General features: G+C 59.7%; 12 protein-coding genes. All 12 read left to right on the forward strand.

The window, feature by feature from the left end:
• Positions 1–40 precede the first annotated feature (40 nt).
• The gene (locus AO726_RS06870) at positions 41–1,390 is read left to right on the forward strand and encodes a sigma-54-dependent transcriptional regulator (RefSeq protein WP_058067332.1); all 1,350 of its coding nucleotides are present in this window, start codon (positions 41–43) and stop codon (positions 1,388–1,390) included.
• A gap of 459 nt (positions 1,391–1,849) precedes the next feature.
• Positions 1,850–2,803 carry a TAXI family TRAP transporter solute-binding subunit gene (locus AO726_RS06875; RefSeq protein WP_058067333.1) on the forward strand — a complete coding sequence of 318 codons (954 nt, stop codon included), beginning with the start codon at positions 1,850–1,852 and terminating at the stop codon, positions 2,801–2,803.
• Between the two features lie 78 nt (positions 2,804–2,881).
• The gene (locus AO726_RS06880) at positions 2,882–4,906 is read left to right on the forward strand and encodes a TRAP transporter permease (RefSeq protein ID WP_058067334.1); all 2,025 of its coding nucleotides are present in this window, start codon (positions 2,882–2,884) and stop codon (positions 4,904–4,906) included.
• 2 nt (positions 4,907–4,908) lie between these two features.
• The gene (locus AO726_RS06885) at positions 4,909–5,301 is read left to right on the forward strand and encodes a DUF1850 domain-containing protein (protein WP_058067335.1); all 393 of its coding nucleotides are present in this window, start codon (positions 4,909–4,911) and stop codon (positions 5,299–5,301) included.
• 151 nt (positions 5,302–5,452) lie between these two features.
• Positions 5,453–6,394: a 3-carboxyethylcatechol 2,3-dioxygenase gene (gene mhpB, locus AO726_RS06890; RefSeq protein ID WP_058067336.1), complete on the forward strand. Its 942-nt coding sequence runs from the start codon at positions 5,453–5,455 to the stop codon at positions 6,392–6,394.
• Between the two features lie 9 nt (positions 6,395–6,403).
• Complete coding sequence (locus AO726_RS06895; protein ID WP_058067337.1) at positions 6,404–7,261, forward strand: alpha/beta fold hydrolase; 858 nt, start codon at positions 6,404–6,406, stop codon at positions 7,259–7,261.
• Positions 7,262–7,374: 113 nt separating this feature from the next.
• Positions 7,375–9,006: an acyl-CoA synthetase gene (locus tag AO726_RS06900; RefSeq protein WP_446737417.1), complete on the forward strand. Its 1,632-nt coding sequence runs from the start codon at positions 7,375–7,377 to the stop codon at positions 9,004–9,006.
• Between the two features lie 133 nt (positions 9,007–9,139).
• Positions 9,140–9,934, forward strand: coding sequence for a 2-keto-4-pentenoate hydratase (mhpD, locus tag AO726_RS06905; protein WP_058067339.1), 795 nt, complete (start codon positions 9,140–9,142; stop codon positions 9,932–9,934).
• Between the two features lie 30 nt (positions 9,935–9,964).
• Positions 9,965–10,906 carry an acetaldehyde dehydrogenase (acetylating) gene (locus tag AO726_RS06910; protein ID WP_058067340.1) on the forward strand — a complete coding sequence of 314 codons (942 nt, stop codon included), beginning with the start codon at positions 9,965–9,967 and terminating at the stop codon, positions 10,904–10,906.
• A 10-nt stretch (positions 10,907–10,916) separates the two neighbouring features.
• The gene (dmpG, locus tag AO726_RS06915) at positions 10,917–11,942 is read left to right on the forward strand and encodes a 4-hydroxy-2-oxovalerate aldolase (RefSeq protein ID WP_058067341.1); all 1,026 of its coding nucleotides are present in this window, start codon (positions 10,917–10,919) and stop codon (positions 11,940–11,942) included.
• 102 nt (positions 11,943–12,044) lie between these two features.
• Positions 12,045–14,024, forward strand: a complete 1,980-nt coding sequence (locus tag AO726_RS06920; RefSeq protein WP_058067342.1) for a methyl-accepting chemotaxis protein — start codon at positions 12,045–12,047, stop codon at positions 14,022–14,024.
• A 275-nt stretch (positions 14,025–14,299) separates the two neighbouring features.
• The gene (locus AO726_RS06925; protein WP_058067343.1) at positions 14,300–15,340 is read left to right on the forward strand and encodes a WD40/YVTN/BNR-like repeat-containing protein; all 1,041 of its coding nucleotides are present in this window, start codon (positions 14,300–14,302) and stop codon (positions 15,338–15,340) included.
• The last annotated feature ends 7 nt before the right edge of the window (positions 15,341–15,347 follow it).

Here is a 15,347-nt window from a genome sequence, read left to right on the forward strand (position 1 = left end):
CTGGCAGGGGACACTGCCGCAACGGGACAAGGAGGTATTCATGCATATACAGGTCATCGTGGTTGATGACGAAGCCGTCATCCGCGACACCGTCCGGCAATGGCTGGAACTGTCCGGCTTTACCGTGCAGGCCTGCGCGACGGCACAGCAGGCGCTGGAGCTGATTGACCAAGACTATCCCGGCATTCTGATCAGCGACGTGCGCATGCCCGGCGTCGATGGCCTGCAACTGCTGGACGATGTGCTGCAACGCGACCGTGATCTGCCCGTCATTCTGATGACCGGCCACGGCGATGTACCGATGGCCGTGCAAGCCCTGCAACACGGTGCCTATGACTTTATTGAAAAACCCTTCCCGCCGGAGCGCCTGCTCGACAGCGTGCGCCGCGCTTTGGATAAGCGCCGTCTGGTCTGCGAGAACCGCCAGCTGCGTCAGCAGGTCGGTCAAAAGAACAGCATCGAAGCGCATCTGCTGGGAATCTCTAAGCCCATGCAGCATTTGCGTCGGCAAGTGCTGGAGCTGGCGGCTACATCGGTCAATGTGCTGCTGCAAGGCGAAACCGGCTGCGGTAAAGAGCTGGTCGCCCGCTGCCTGCACGACTTCAGCCCGCGTGCGAGTAAGGCATTTGTGGCCCTGAACTGCGCGGCGATTCCCGAGCAATTGTTTGAAAGTGAACTGTTCGGCCACGAAAGCGGGGCTTTTACAGGTGCACAAGGGCGGCGCATTGGCCGTATTGAGCATGCCGATGGCGGCACCCTGTTTCTGGATGAAGTGGAAAGCCTGCCGCTACCACAGCAGGCCAAACTGCTGCGTGTATTGCAGGAACAGTCGCTTGAACGCCTCGGCTCAAACCGCAGCATCAACGTAGATTTGCGCGTGGTTTGCGCAGCCAAGCCGGACCTGCTCGAAGAGGTGAAAGCCGGGCGCTTCCGTGAGGATTTGTACTACCGCCTGAACGTCGCCAGCTTGCGCTTACCGACCCTGCGTGAACGGCGTGAAGACATTCCACTGCTGTTCGAGCATTTTGTGCAGATCGCCGCTAAGCGCCATGGCCGCGACGTGGCTGCCTCAACGCCGGGGGAGTGGGCCAAGCTGCAAAGCCACGACTGGCCCGGCAACGTCCGCGAACTGATCAACGCCGCCGAACGCCACGCCCTGGGCCTGAGCAGCCGTGAAGCCGTCAGCATCAGCGGCCAGTCCCTGAGTGAGCAGATGGAAAACTTCGAAGCGCAGTGCCTGCACCAAGCCTTACAACAGGCCCAGGGCAACATCGCCGACGTCATGGAGCGCCTGCAGATTCCCCGCCGCACCCTCAACGAAAAGATGCAGCGCCATGGCCTGCAGCGCAGCCATTACCTGCCAGCCGGTGCCGCTGACGAGAGTGAGTAAGACCGTGGATACGCAGTGGTGGATGGCTTCGTCCATCCACCCTACAGGGATTGTTGGGGCGGGTAGGGTGGATAACGCTCTTTTTATCCACCAAGCGATGGTTCGTTTTAGGTGGTCTTCCAGATGGCTTGATAGGCGGAATCTTGCCGATCAGCCTGTTTTTCAACAGCGAAAATCCGCTCAATACGCGTCTCAATATTCCCGGTGATTCTCTGCAAGCCCCGTAATACAGGGCTTTCAGCCTCTGGCATGGCTTCTGCTATGACCTTGGTGCTCGGCCCTCGATGGCCAGCGCGTGAACAGATAAGAAAGACAAGAGCTGACACGATTTCATGGGTGCGACTGCACCTGCCTCTGCTTCTTTCCCGCCGCTGTTCTGCCAGTTTCGCTGGCCGCCGCTGACCGCCGTTGTGCCCGTAATCAGGATGCATAAAGCCATAACAACGACGGAGAAACTCCATGCGAATGACCAAGCGTTTCAGCCTTTTTGCTGCCGCCGCCGCACTGACCGCCAGCACTGCTGTACTGGCCGCCCCGACCTTTATCAACGTCCTTACCGGCGGTACCAGCGGGGTGTATTACCCGATCGGTGTAGCGCTGTCGCAGCTGTACAGCAACGGCATTGAAGGGTCGAAAACCTCGGTGCAGGCCACCAAAGCTTCTGTGGAAAACCTCAACCTGCTGCAGGCAGGTCGTGGTGAGCTGGCGTTTTCGCTGGGTGACTCTGTGGATGACGCCTGGAAGGGCGTGGCAGATGCCGGTTTTAAAGCGCCGCTGACCAAACTGCGTGCAGTGGCCGCAACCTACCCGAACTACATCCAGATCGTCGCCAGCAAAGAGTCCGGCATCAAAACCCTGGAAGACCTCAAAGGCAAGCGTATCTCCGTGGGCGCGCCGAAGTCCGGTACTGAGCTGAATGCCCGCGCTATCTTCAAGGCTGCTGGCCTGAGCTATGAAGACATGGGCCGTGTGGAGTTTATGCCGTATGCCGAGTCGGTCGAGCTGATCAAAAACCGTCAGCTGGACGCTACCCTGCAATCCTCCGGTCTGGGTATGGCAGCGATTCGCGATTTGGCGTCCATGGTGCCAATCACCTTTGTTGCCATTCCTGAAGAGGTGGTTACCAAGATCGGTAGCCCGGCGTATCAATCCAAAGTGATTCCGGCTGGCACCTACGACGGCCAGGATGAAGACGTGCCGACTGCCGCTATCACCAACCTGCTGGTGACTCATTCCGGCGTATCCGACGACGTGGTCTATCAGATGACCAAACTGATGTTTGAGAACCTGCCACGTCTGGCTAACTCCCACTCGGCAGCCAAGGACATTGCCCTGGAAAACGCCACGAAGAACCTGCCGATCCCGCTGCACCCCGGCGCTGAGCGCTTCTACAAAGAAGCAGGCGCTCTGTAATTCTGCCGGTATGGCGCAGGCTTTCGGGCGTGCGCCTTTTGCTCATTGAGCGATGTGTGTAGCAAGGGTGTAGACACCATGAGTGAAGATAAAGGCTTGCATGCCAGCCCGAGCCAGTGGCCGAAGGCGTTGTTTGTCGTTGCGTTGCTGTTTTCCATTTACCAGATCGTTACCGCCGCGTTTCATCCGGTCTCCAGCCAGGTGTTGCGGGCCGGTCACGTGGGCTTTTTGCTGCTGATGGTTTACCTCTGCTATCCGGCTAAAGGCTCGGATCGCCCTTGGCAGCCGCTAGCCTGGGTGCTGGGTTTGGCAGGCATGGCGACGGCGTTTTATCAGTGGTATTTCGAGGCTGACTTGGTGCAGCGCTCGGGGGATTTGACCCAGTCTGACCTGATCATGGGGATCATCCTGATTGTGCTGGTGTTTGAAGCGGCGCGTCGGGTGATGGGTGTTGCCCTGCCGCTGATCTGTGCGTTGTTCCTAGCGTACGGGCTGTTCGGTGAGTACTTGCCGGGTGATCTGGCGCACCGGGGTTATGGCTTCGATCAGATCGTCAATCAGCTGGCCTTCGGCACTGAAGGCTTCTATGGCACGCCGACTTACGTATCGGCTACTTACATCTTCCTGTTCATCCTGTTCGGTGCGTTTTTGGAGCAGGCCGGGATGATCAAACTGTTCACCGACTTTGCCATGGGCCTGTTCGGCCACAAGCTCGGCGGCCCGGCTAAGGTGTCGGTGGCCTCGTCGGCGCTGATGGGCACCATCACTGGCTCCGGTGTGGCCAACGTGGTGACCACTGGCCAGTTCACCATTCCGCTGATGAAGCGCTTCGGCTATCGCCCGGCCTTTGCTGGTGCGGTTGAGGCGACCTCAAGTATGGGCAGCCAGATCATGCCGCCGGTGATGGGCGCAGTGGCGTTCATCATGGCGGAAACCATCAACGTGCCGTACGTGGAAGTGGCCAAAGCTGCGCTGATTCCGGCGCTGCTGTACTTCGGTGCAGTGTTCTGGATGGTCCATCTGGAGGCCAAGAGCAACGACCTCAAAGGTCTGCCGAAAGACCAGTGCCCGAGCGCCTGGGCGGCGGTGAAGGAGCGTTGGTATCTGCTGATCCCGCTGCTGGTGCTGGTCTACCTGCTGTTCTCCGGGCGCACGCCAATGTTCTCCGGGACTGTGGGTTTAGCCCTGACTGCCATCGTGATCCTTGGCTCGGCGATCATTCTGCAGGTGTCGTCGATGTGGCTGCGGATGCTCTTCTGGGTGCTGCTCGGTGTGGTCTGTGCGGCGTTCTTCCAGCTCGGTATTGGTGTGGTGTTCGGCGTGATTGCCGCGCTGGTGGCGGCCTGCTGGTTCGTCAAAGGCGGCGGTGAAACCCTGCGCGCCTGTCTGCATGCGCTGGTAGAAGGGGCGCGTCATGCGATTCCGGTGGGTATCGCCTGTACGCTGGTGGGTGTGATCATCGGCGTGGTGTCGCTGACTGGCATCGCCACCACCTTTGCCGGTTACATCCTCGCTATTGGTCAGAACAACCTGTTCCTGTCGCTGGTGCTGACCATGCTCACTTGCCTGGTTTTGGGCATGGGCATTCCGACCATCCCCAACTACATCATCACCAGTGCCATCGCGGCACCGGCGCTGCTGGATCTGGGCGTGCCGCTGATTGTGTCGCACATGTTCGTGTTCTATTTCGGCCTGATGGCTGACCTGACCCCGCCGGTGGCGCTGGCTTGTTTCGCGGCGGCACCGATTGCCAAGGAGAACGGCTTCAAGATCAGCCTGTGGGCGGTGCGCATTGCTGCTGCCGGGTTTGTCGTGCCGTTTATGGCGGTCTACGACCCGGCGCTGATGATGCAGGGCGACAGCTGGACGGCGACGCTGTACATGCTGGTCAAAACCGCCTTTGCCATTGGCCTGTGGGGCATGGCGGTGGTGGGCTTCCTGAATGTGCGTCTGGCCTGGTGGGAGCGTTTGCTGGCATTTGCCGCTGGCGTGTCGCTGATTCTGGCGATGCCGGTCAGTGACGAGCTGGGCTTTGCTCTGGGTATTGCCCTGATTGCTCAGCACATCTGGCGTGCGCGCCGCGCTCAGCCGGTGTTTAGCTGATCATGCTGGGTCTGTGCCTGGGGTTGGCAGGTGTGGTGTGGGCAGAAGTGCCCGTGCCAGCCTTTACCCTGGCCTGGACCCACACGATCGAGAAAGTCCGCTGGGAAGAAGACTACCGCGTCACGCCACAAGGACTGCTGTTGGGCGAGGCGCGGGTTAAAGGTTCAGGTGCCGGCATGGAAATCCCGGACGGTGCCGTACTGCGCAACGGCAGCTGGCACTACCAGCGTCAGCTGCCGCCCTTGCAACCGCTGCGTGTCGGGCGAACCCCGGAGGCAGGGGATTACCAACTCTGTTATGACCAGCGCTGCCACGCCCTGAGCGAATGGCTCGGCCCGCCACAAGCGAGCCAGCCTGCGCTGGAACTGTGGAGTTGCGCGCTGTCAGCGCCTTAAGCTCTGCCATCTGACAAATCCTGCACTGAACGGATAACCCGCACCCTCACGGGAGTGTTTGCGCCGGGCGCTCTACCTATGCTCGTCAGATCAATCGTGGGGAGACGCGGGCCTTGCCTGCTGCTCCTGCAAAAGCCGAGCGTGGAACAAGATGAGTGTTTATCTGCATTGCCTTTCTCACACCCCGCTGATGGGGCATGTGGACCCTGCACAGGAAGTTCTCGACGAGGTGGATGGCGTGATCAGCGCCGCCCGCCAGCGCATTGCCGAGTTCGGTCCTGAGCTGGTCATCTTGTTCAGCCCGGACCATTACAACGGTTTCTTTTATGACGTAATGCCGTCGTTTTGCATTGGTATGGCGGCCCACGCCATTGGCGATTTCGGCACCCTGGCCGGCCCCTTGCTGGTGCCCCAGGCGTTGGCTGAGTCTTGCGCCGAGGCGGTGCTGGCCGCCGGTGTGGACAGTGCCGTGTCCTACCGCATGCAACTCGACCACGGGTCCGCTCAGCCGCTGGAGATGTTAGTCGGTGGCTTGCGGGAAGTACCGGTGATCCCGGTCTTCATCAACTCGGTGGCGACCCCGCTACCGGGTTTTCAACGTGCCCGTCTGCTGGGCGAGGCGATCGGCCGTTGGGCCAGCTCGCTGGATAAGAGGGTCCTGTTGATAGGCTCCGGAGGTTTATCGCACCAGCCTCCGGTTCCTGAACTGGCCAACGTCGAAGGCCTCATGGCAGACAGGCTCAAAGGCAGTGGTCGGCATTTGCCGGCCGACGAACGCGAAGCACGCACGCAGCGGGTGATCCTCGCTGCGCAGCGATTCGTGAAAGAACCGGAGTCGCTGTACCCACTCAACCCAGAGTGGGATCAGCGCTTCCTTTCCCTGCTTGAGCAGGGACAGATCAGCGAGCTGGACAGCATGAGCAATGCCGAGTTGTCGGTGTTAGCCGGTAAGTCCAGCCACGAAATCAAAACCTGGGTGGCCGCGTTTGCTGCTCTGTCGAGTTACGGAACATACCAGGCCCATGACCGTTATTACCGGCCAGTGCCTGAATGGATTGCCGGTTTTGGCTCGCTCAGCGCGCGACTTGTTTGAGAGGTGAGCATGACCCGCTTCAGCGAAGAAGACAGCAGCCGTTTTGTGCAGATCGAAGACAATGGCCGCTCGCTTAAGGTGCATTACAACGACATCGGCGATGGCGACAAGGTTGTGGTCATGCTTCACGGCTCTGGGCCGGGAGCTACCGGCTGGGCCAACTTCAACCGCAATATTGATGCGGTGGTGGATGCCGGTTACCGCGTGTTGCTGATCAATTTCCCCGGCTGGGGCAAGAGTGATGCGTTTGTCTGTGCCGAGTCGCGCTCGGACTTCAACGCCCGCGTGGTCAAGGCGGTGATTGACCAGCTGAACATCGACAAGATCACCCCAATCGGCAACTCCATGGGCGCTCATAGCGCGGTGGCCTTTACCCTCACTTATCCACAGAACGTCGATAAGCTGATCCTGATGGGCGGCGGCACTGGCGGTATAAGTGCCTTTGTGCCGATGCCGACTGAAGGCATCAAGCGCATCGGTGAGCTATACCGCGAACCAACGCTGGAAAACCTCAACCGCATGATGCAGGTGTTTGTCTACGACACCAGCGACCTCACCGAAGACTTGATGAAGGCGCGCTTGGCCAATATGACCGCCAACCCGGATCACAACGCCAACTTCGTCAAGAGCGCCCAGCTATTCCCGGCGCAATACCCGGATTTCGGCCCACTTTTGCCGCAGATCAAGGCACAAACGCTGATCATCTGGGGCCGCAATGACCGCTTTGTTCCTGTGGATGTGGGCTACCGCCTGAATGCCGGCATCCTCAACTCCGAACTGCATGTGTTCAACCAGTGTGGCCACTGGGCGCAGTGGGAACATGCAGAGCGTTTCAACCGTTTGGTGGTGGATTTCCTGCAGAACTAAGACTTAAGAAGTATCGGGACATCTCCGGGTCATTGATAGATTCGGAGGTGTCCAAAGGGTCTGCTGCCCAGACTCATTACAACCTGAAAAGCCGGAGAATAAAAATGAACGGCATCAACCCCTTCGAGTACGGCATGCCGCGCGAGGCTGCCAACTTCCAGGCCCTGACGCCCCTGAGTTTTATTGAGCGGGCGGCCACGGTGTATCCCGATCGTCTTGCCATCATCCACGGCCCACAGCGGCAAACGTGGGCGCAGACCTATGCACGTTGTATTCGTCTGGCCTCTGCGCTGCACCAGCGCGGTATTGCCCAAGGCGATACGGTGGCGTATCTGGCCCCCAACGGCCCGGCACTGTTTGAGGCGCATTTCGGTGTGCCGATGTGCGGTGCGGTGCTCAACGCCATCAACACCCGTCTCGACGCCGAAGCCATCGCCTTTATCCTCCAGCATGGTGAAGCCAAAGTGCTGGTTGTGGATAAAGAGTTCGGTGAGCTGGCCCAGCGTGTGATCAGCCATCTGCCGCAACCGCCGCTGGTGGTGGGCATTGATGATCCGCTGTACGAGCAGGGCCAGTTGATCGGCCAGATCGAGTACGAGGCGCTGCTGGCTGAAGGGGACGAAAACTATGCCTGGCCGATGCCGCAGGATGAGTGGCAGGCCATCAGCCTCAACTACACCTCCGGCACCACCGGCAACCCGAAAGGGGTGGTGTATCACCATCGCGGTGCGCATTTGAACGCGCTGTCCAACGCGATGAGCTGGGATATGACCCGCTTCCCGGTATACCTGTGGACGCTGCCGCTGTTCCATTGCAACGGTTGGTGCTTCCCGTGGGCGCTGGCGGCGTTTATCGGCACCAGCGTGACCCTGCGCCATGTCCGGGCTGAGCTGATCTATCCGCTGATTGCCGAGCATAAGGTCGATCACTTCTGCGCGGCACCGATTGTGCTGAATATGCTGGCCAATGCCCCGGATGAGCTGAAAGCACTCAAGCAGCATCCGGTGAAGGTGCTGACGGCAGGCGCAGCACCACCCGCTGCGGTGTTGGAGAACATGGAGGCTCAGGGCTTTATCGTCACCCACGGCTACGGCCTGACCGAAACCTACGGCCCCAGCGTGTTCTGCGAGTGGAAAGAGGAGTGGCGCGACGAGCCAGCCGAAGAGCGCGCCCGTCTGACATCGCGTCAGGGTGTGCGTGGGCCGTTGCTGGATCAGTTGATGGTGGCTGATCCGGAAACCCTTGAGCCGGTGCCGCAGGATGGCCAGACCATCGGCGAGATCATGATGCGTGGCAACGTGGTGATGAAGGGCTACCTGAAGAACCCGTCCGCCACTGCCGAGTCCTTCTCGGGCGGCTGGTTCCACTCCGGCGATCTCGCTGTGTGGCACGCCGACGGTTACGTGGAAATCAAAGACCGCTCCAAAGACATCATCATCTCCGGTGGTGAAAACATCTCTTCCATCGAGGTGGAAGACGCCCTGTACCGCCATCCCAAGGTGCTGGAAGCCTCGGTGGTGGCCATGCCGAGCGAGAAGTGGGGCGAGACGCCGTGTGCTTTTGTCACCGCCAAACCGGGCGTCGAACTGACCGCCGAAGAGCTGATCAGCTTCTGTCAGCAGCGTCTGGCGCGGTTTAAGGTGCCGGGCAAAATCGTTTTCAGCGAGTTGCCCAAGACCAGTACCGGTAAGGTGCAGAAGTTCGTCCTGCGTGAGCGGGCACGGCAATTGGCGGCTGAACAGTAATTTCTGCGCTACCGGGATAAAGCCGGTGCTCATGGGAGCGCCGGCTTTATCAGCCTGTTTCTAACATCGACCTCAATGCAAATTGTGCGGGCCTGAATCACGGGCCCGTCACAGTGAACCTTGAGGTGATGTGATGAGCGTGAACCAGGCAACTCTGGAGCAATTGGCTGCAGCGCTGCGTGAGGCAGAGCAGAGTGGTGTGGCCATTGCCCCCCTGCGCGAACAGATTGGTGAAGCAGCAGGCGAAGCGGCCTATGCCATTCAGCGTCTGAACGTGGCCCATGCCGTGGCGGCTGGCCGCCGTATCGTTGGCCGCAAGATCGGCCTGACCAACCCCAAAGTGCAAGCTCAGCTGGGCGTCGATCAGCCGGACTTCGGCACTCTGTTTGCCGACATGTGCTACGGCGACAACGAAACCGTGCCGTTCACGTCGGTGCTGCAACCGAAGATCGAAGCGGAAATCGCCCTGATCCTGAACAAAGACCTGCCCCGTGCCGACACCACCTTTGCCGATGTGATGGATGCGGCGGGTTATGTGGTGCCTGCGCTGGAAATCGTCGGCTCGCGCGTTGCCGGTTGGAACATCAAGTTTGTCGACACCGTGGCGGACAACGCCTCCAGCGGCTGCTTCGTCCTCGGCGGCCCGGCTGTGCCGTTTGCCGGTACCGACCTGCGCAAAGCCGCTATGAGCATGACCCGCAACGGCGAAGTCGCCTCCAGTGGCAGCGGTGCCGAATGCCTGGGTCACCCGCTCAATGCCGCCGTTTGGCTGGCGCGCACCATGGCGCGTCTGGGTGATCCGCTGCGTGCCGGCGACATCATCCTCACCGGCGCACTGGGGCCAATGGTTGGCGTCAGCGCAGGTGACCGTTTTGAGGCTGTGATCGAAGGCGTTGGCCAGGTTGCAGTGAATTTTTCGGCCGAGTAATCGGCAGCTCCACGTAAAGAGCGCATCAGCATGAAGAAACTGAAAGTCGCCATCATCGGTTCCGGCAACATCGGCACCGACCTGATGATCAAGATCATGCGTCATGGCAAGCACCTGGAAATGGGCGCCATGGTCGGCATCGACCCTAACTCCGACGGCCTGGCCCGTGCTGCGCGTCTGGGCGTTGCCACCACCCACGAAGGCGTGGTCGGCCTGACCAAGATGGACGTGTTCAAAGACATCGATTTCGTCTTCGATGCCACCAGCGCGTCTGCCCACGTCAAAAACGACGAATACCTGCGTTCGATCAAGCCGGGCATCCGCCTGATCGACCTGACTCCGGCTGCGATTGGCCCGTACTGCGTGCCGGTGGTCAACGGTGCTGAGCACGTCGATAAGCTCAACGTGAACATGGTCACCTGCGGTGGCCAGGCGACTATTCCGATGGTCGCAGCGGTTTCCCGCGTGGCTAAAGTCCACTACGCCGAGATCATCGCGTCGATCGCGTCGAAATCAGCAGGGCCGGGCACCCGCGCCAACATTGATGAGTTCACCGAAACCACCAGCAAGGCCATCGAGGTAATCGGCGGCGCAGCGAAGGGCAAGGCGATCATCATCATGAACCCGGCTGAACCGCCGCTGATCATGCGTGACACCGTGTTCGTACTGTCCGAAGCGGCTGATCAGGCAGCTGTGGAAGCTTCCATTCTGGAGATGGAAAAGGCCGTCAACGCCTATGTGCCGGGCTACCGCCTGAAGCAGAAAGTGCAGTTCGACGTGATCCCGGAAGATGCACCGCTGAACATCCCCGGCCACGGCAAGTTCTCCGGGCTGAAGACTTCCGTATTCCTCGAAGTGGAAGGCGCTGCCCACTACCTGCCAGCCTACGCCGGCAACCTGGACATCATGACCTCCGCCGGTATGGCCACCGCCGAGCGCATGGCCGAAAAAATGCTGAACGGCGAGGCCTGAGGACATGAGCATGACATTTGATCCCAGCAAAAAACTCTATATCTCCGACGTGACCCTGCGTGACGGCAGCCATGCCATTCGTCACCAGTATTCGATCCAGAACGTGCAGGACATCGCCCGCGCCCTGGACGAAGCCAAGGTCGACTCCATCGAAGTCACCCACGGTGACGGCCTGCAAGGCTCCAGCTTCAACTACGGCTTCGGCGCACATTCCGATCTGGAGTGGATCGAAGCGGCTGCCGACGTGATCAAGCACGCGAAAATCACCGTGCTGCTGATCCCCGGTATCGGCACTGTTCACGACCTGAAAGAAGCCTACAAAGCCGGTGCGCGCAGCGTTCGCGTCGCCACCCACTGCACCGAGGCGGATGTGTCCAAACAGCACATCGAGTTCGCCCGTGAACTGGGCATGGACACTGTCGGCTTCCTGATGATGAGCCACATGATCCCGGCTGAGCAGCTGGCCGCTCAAGGCAAGCTGATGGAGTCCTACGGCGCGCAGTGCATCTACATGGCCGACTCCGGTGGCGCGATGAACATGAACGACATCCGCGACCGTATGCGTGCGTTCAAGTCGGTGCTCAATGCTGAAACGCAGACCGGCATGCACGCGCACCACAACCTCAGCCTCGGTGTGGCCAACTCCATCGCTGCGGTGGAAGAAGGTTGCGACCGCATCGACGCCAGCCTTGCCGGCATGGGCGCTGGTGCCGGTAACGCACCGCTGGAAGTGTTTATCGCCGCTGCCGAACGCCTGGGCTGGAACCACGGCACTGATCTGTACCGCCTGATGGACGCTGCTGATGACCTGGTGCGTCCGCTGCAGGATCGCCCGGTTCGCGTAGACCGCGAAACCCTGGCCCTGGGCTATGCCGGTGTGTACTCCAGCTTCTTGCGTCATGCCGAAGTGGCGGCCGCCAAATATGGCCTGAAAACCATGGATATTCTTGTCGAGCTGGGCCGTCGCCGTATGGTGGGCGGGCAGGAAGACATGATTGTTGACGTTGCTCTGGATCTGCTCAAGCAGCGCGCTTGATGCATTGCTCTGTTTGCGCCGTGCTAGTCACGGCGCTTTTTTTTGCCTTGCGAAAAATGACGCCTGCGGTGCGCTACCCAATAACTAACAAGAGGTGCCCTAATGCTGTCGAACCTGTCGATGAAGAACAAACTGTTGTTCACCGTCTTACCCCTCACACTGCTTATCTACCTGGCCACCGTCACGCTGGTCTATCTCTCCAGCAGAAACTCCACTGAAAAGCTGGCTGAGGTCGCCATTGATGCGATTGCCAAGCAACAGGCCAGTGAAATAAGCACCTATTTCGACGTCCCACTTTACTCATTGCGCAATACCGCCGGCCTGTTTGGCAGCGAGATGATTGAAGGGGAACTGCCGGACCGGCGAATCGCTGATCAGATGATCGAGTCATTGATTGCAGGCTTGCCTGATGCGGCCGCAATCTGGTGGATTCCCCGCACCAATGAGGTGGATGGCAGTGTGCTCTGGCTGCGCACTGGCAATCGCCTTAACCCAGCCTTGGATGAGCACCGGCATGCTTTGGTCAGCGCGTTACGTAGCTCCCGTTCTGATCATGAACAAGCCATTCCATTGGTGCCGATTAACATGGGGAACACTGAGCAAAAAGTGATCGCCCTGACGGTCCCGGTCCTCAGTAATGGTGTGGTAACCGGTTCGATTGGGGTAGGCCTTGATGCCGGTAAGCTACAGGAGCGTGTCAGCAGCTTACGCCCGCTGGAGGTCGGTATTGCTGCGTTGATAGCTCATGACACGACATTGGTGGCGCATCCGGATGCAAGCCGCGTAGGCATGAAGCAGGCCGACAGCGAGCGCGATTTCTTGGGCGACAACGTTGATGTTGTGACCGATGCCGTGCGCACGGGTAAAAACATGACGCTGCGTTTTGAAGCGCCGGCTCTGTCGGAGGAAATTTTTATGCTGATTACTCCGGTGGCGATCGGCAAAACGGAGTTTGCTTGGTCGTTGGGGCTGGCATTTCCCAGTTCGGCCCTGTTGGGCGGCGTGACTACCCTGGCAATGCAGCTGTTGCTGCTCGGCACCTTCGCCTCAATCGCTTTGGCCGTAGCTGTTGTGGTTTTGGGGCGGGCGATTGCCCAGCCGCTGCGGGCGGTGGCCGATACGGTGAAGCAGCTGGCCAGTGGTGAGGCGGATTTGTGTTCACGCTTGCCGGCCAGTGGCAATGATGAACTAGGCACCTTGGCGCGTGAGTTCAACCACTTCCTCAGTGCAATGGCGGACTTGGTATTTGAAATCAAAGGCACCAGCAAATCGTTGCAAGACACCTCGGTCCAGCTTCAGGAGCAAAGCCGCACAGCCGGCCAGGTGGTCGACAACCAGCGCGATGAAGTAGGGCAACTGGCCACCGCCATGCAGCAAATGGCAGCCACCATCGAAGAAGTGGCCGCCAACGCCGGGCATGCGGCGCAGGTGACCGGAGCCGGAGATGACGCTGTAGCCCTCGGCCAAAGTAAGGTCTCCGGATTGGTGCAGGCGATCAACAAAGATGCTGAAACCCTTGAACATGTCTCCACACTGGCAGCGCAACTGGATGACGCCAGCCAGTCCATCGGCACCATTGTTGCGGTCATCAGCAACATTGCTGATCAGACCAACCTGCTGGCGCTGAACGCGGCGATCGAGTCGGCCAGGGCTGGGGAGCAGGGCCGTGGATTTGCCGTGGTCGCTGACGAGGTCAGGGCGCTGGCGCGGCGTACGCACACCTCCACCGAGGAGGTCTGCGCAAGCATCAACCTGATTCAGGAGCGCACCCGCACGGTGGTGGACATCATCGAACAGAGCCGCCGAACCTCGCAGAGCAATGTGCTGACCGCAAGTGAGGCCAGTGAGGCGCTGGACAGCCTGTCTCAGGTGATCAGCCAGGTTCGCGATATGAGTCAGCAGATCGCCACCGCGACCGAACAGCAGGCCACCACCAGTGATTTGCTCTCCCGCAGCTTGGTCAGCATTGCCGATTCAGCAGAAAGCGCCTCGCACAGCGCTGCTGACGTGAACCGCCGCAGTGATGACCTGGAGGCCAGTGCGGCACGACTCAACGCATTGGTGAGTCGTTTCAAGCTGTAAAAAATCAGGCCACCGATGCGCTTTCAGGCGCACCGGTGGCTGTGCGGATGCAGTATTCGGATAGCCGAATAACATACTGTTTTTAAAGGATTTTTCTGTTTATTCGCGAGCTTTTAAGCGCATTTGAGCGGCTTTTCGCATTGACGCTGATCATTAACTTGCACTCGGCGGATAAGGCGAGCAGTAGCTGGATAGTCCGTACGGGCATGGCCACCTAATGTCACCGTGCCTTCGCCGCCCGCTTTCCGGCGGCGATCAACGTGTGGATCTGTCTCATGTCGAATATCGCTACTAGTGAACTCAGCCTTGCGCAGGCGCAGACTCCTGGAATCGGTGCCCGAATAATGAAACTCATGGTGGCTTTGATGCCTTGGGTGATTATTGCGGCGCTCCTCTGGGCAGGTATTTTCATCCGTCCTCAACCCGTTGGCAGCACCATCACGCCAGCTGCGTTAGAGAGCCGTGACCAGTTTTACGGGCTGGCCAAGGTGCCGGGTGCCGATCTGCTGGCCGTAGGTTCCGGTGGCAAGGTGTTGAAGATCGCCGGTGACAGTAGCGTGACCCGTGTTAGCACGCCGGTAAAAAGCACCCTGCAAGACATCGCCACATGGGCTAACGGCAATGCCGTAGCAGTGGGCAATGACGGTGTTGTGCTCTACAGCGCCGACAAAGGTACGACCTGGCAACAGGCTCAGGATGTACCTCGTTCTGAAATCGCCAACAAACTTAACCGTGTACGTGCTTACGACGCCGGTCTGGCCATTGCCGCTGGTGAAATGGGCGCATTGCTGATCAGCCGCGACTACGGCCACAGCTGGCAGCGCCTGCGTGAAGAAGAGGACGTGGCGTGGAATGACGTGGCCCTGTTGGACGCAGACACGTTGCTGGTGGTGGGTGAATTCGGCCGAGTGATTCGCGGCAGCCTTAGCGGCAATGACTGGCAGGAAGTGGATGTGGGCATTGGCTCCTCGCTTATGGCCGTGACTTTCCGCAACGAGAGCAACGGCGTCGCCGTCGGTCTGGAAGGGATGGTGCTGGAGACCACTGACGGTGGCCTGAGCTGGATCGCGCGCGATTCAGGCCTGCGTGACCACCTGTTTGACGTGGCCTGGCAAGCCCAACAGCAGCGCTGGTTTGTAACCGGTGCCCTGGGGCGCTGGTCCGCCGGTAAAGGCGACAACTGGGAGAAAGGGATTCTCGATGAACGCAATCTGGCCTGGCATGTGCGCGCACTGCCGGTTGACGGCGGCCTGTGGCTGGCCGGCGCCAATATCGGCCATTGGGACGGAAAAACCTGGTCCCTGTTGCAGCCCTGACGCCCAT

Source organism: Pseudomonas sp. TTU2014-080ASC, assembly GCF_001446935.1.
Lineage (GTDB): Bacteria > Pseudomonadota > Gammaproteobacteria > Pseudomonadales > Pseudomonadaceae > Aquipseudomonas.

Coding starts and splice junctions, on each gene's coding strand:
- AO726_RS06870 (WP_058067332.1), top strand. CDS start 41: ATGCATATACAGGTCATCGTGGTTGATGACGAAGCCGTCATCCGCGAC.
- AO726_RS06875 (WP_058067333.1), top strand. CDS start 1,850: ATGCGAATGACCAAGCGTTTCAGCCTTTTTGCTGCCGCCGCCGCACTG.
- AO726_RS06880 (WP_058067334.1), top strand. CDS start 2,882: ATGAGTGAAGATAAAGGCTTGCATGCCAGCCCGAGCCAGTGGCCGAAG.
- AO726_RS06885 (WP_058067335.1), top strand. CDS start 4,909: ATGCTGGGTCTGTGCCTGGGGTTGGCAGGTGTGGTGTGGGCAGAAGTG.
- mhpB (WP_058067336.1), top strand. CDS start 5,453: ATGAGTGTTTATCTGCATTGCCTTTCTCACACCCCGCTGATGGGGCAT.
- AO726_RS06895 (WP_058067337.1), top strand. CDS start 6,404: ATGACCCGCTTCAGCGAAGAAGACAGCAGCCGTTTTGTGCAGATCGAA.
- mhpD (WP_058067339.1), top strand. CDS start 9,140: ATGAGCGTGAACCAGGCAACTCTGGAGCAATTGGCTGCAGCGCTGCGT.
- AO726_RS06910 (WP_058067340.1), top strand. CDS start 9,965: ATGAAGAAACTGAAAGTCGCCATCATCGGTTCCGGCAACATCGGCACC.
- dmpG (WP_058067341.1), top strand. CDS start 10,917: ATGACATTTGATCCCAGCAAAAAACTCTATATCTCCGACGTGACCCTG.
- AO726_RS06920 (WP_058067342.1), top strand. CDS start 12,045: ATGCTGTCGAACCTGTCGATGAAGAACAAACTGTTGTTCACCGTCTTA.
- AO726_RS06925 (WP_058067343.1), top strand. CDS start 14,300: ATGTCGAATATCGCTACTAGTGAACTCAGCCTTGCGCAGGCGCAGACT.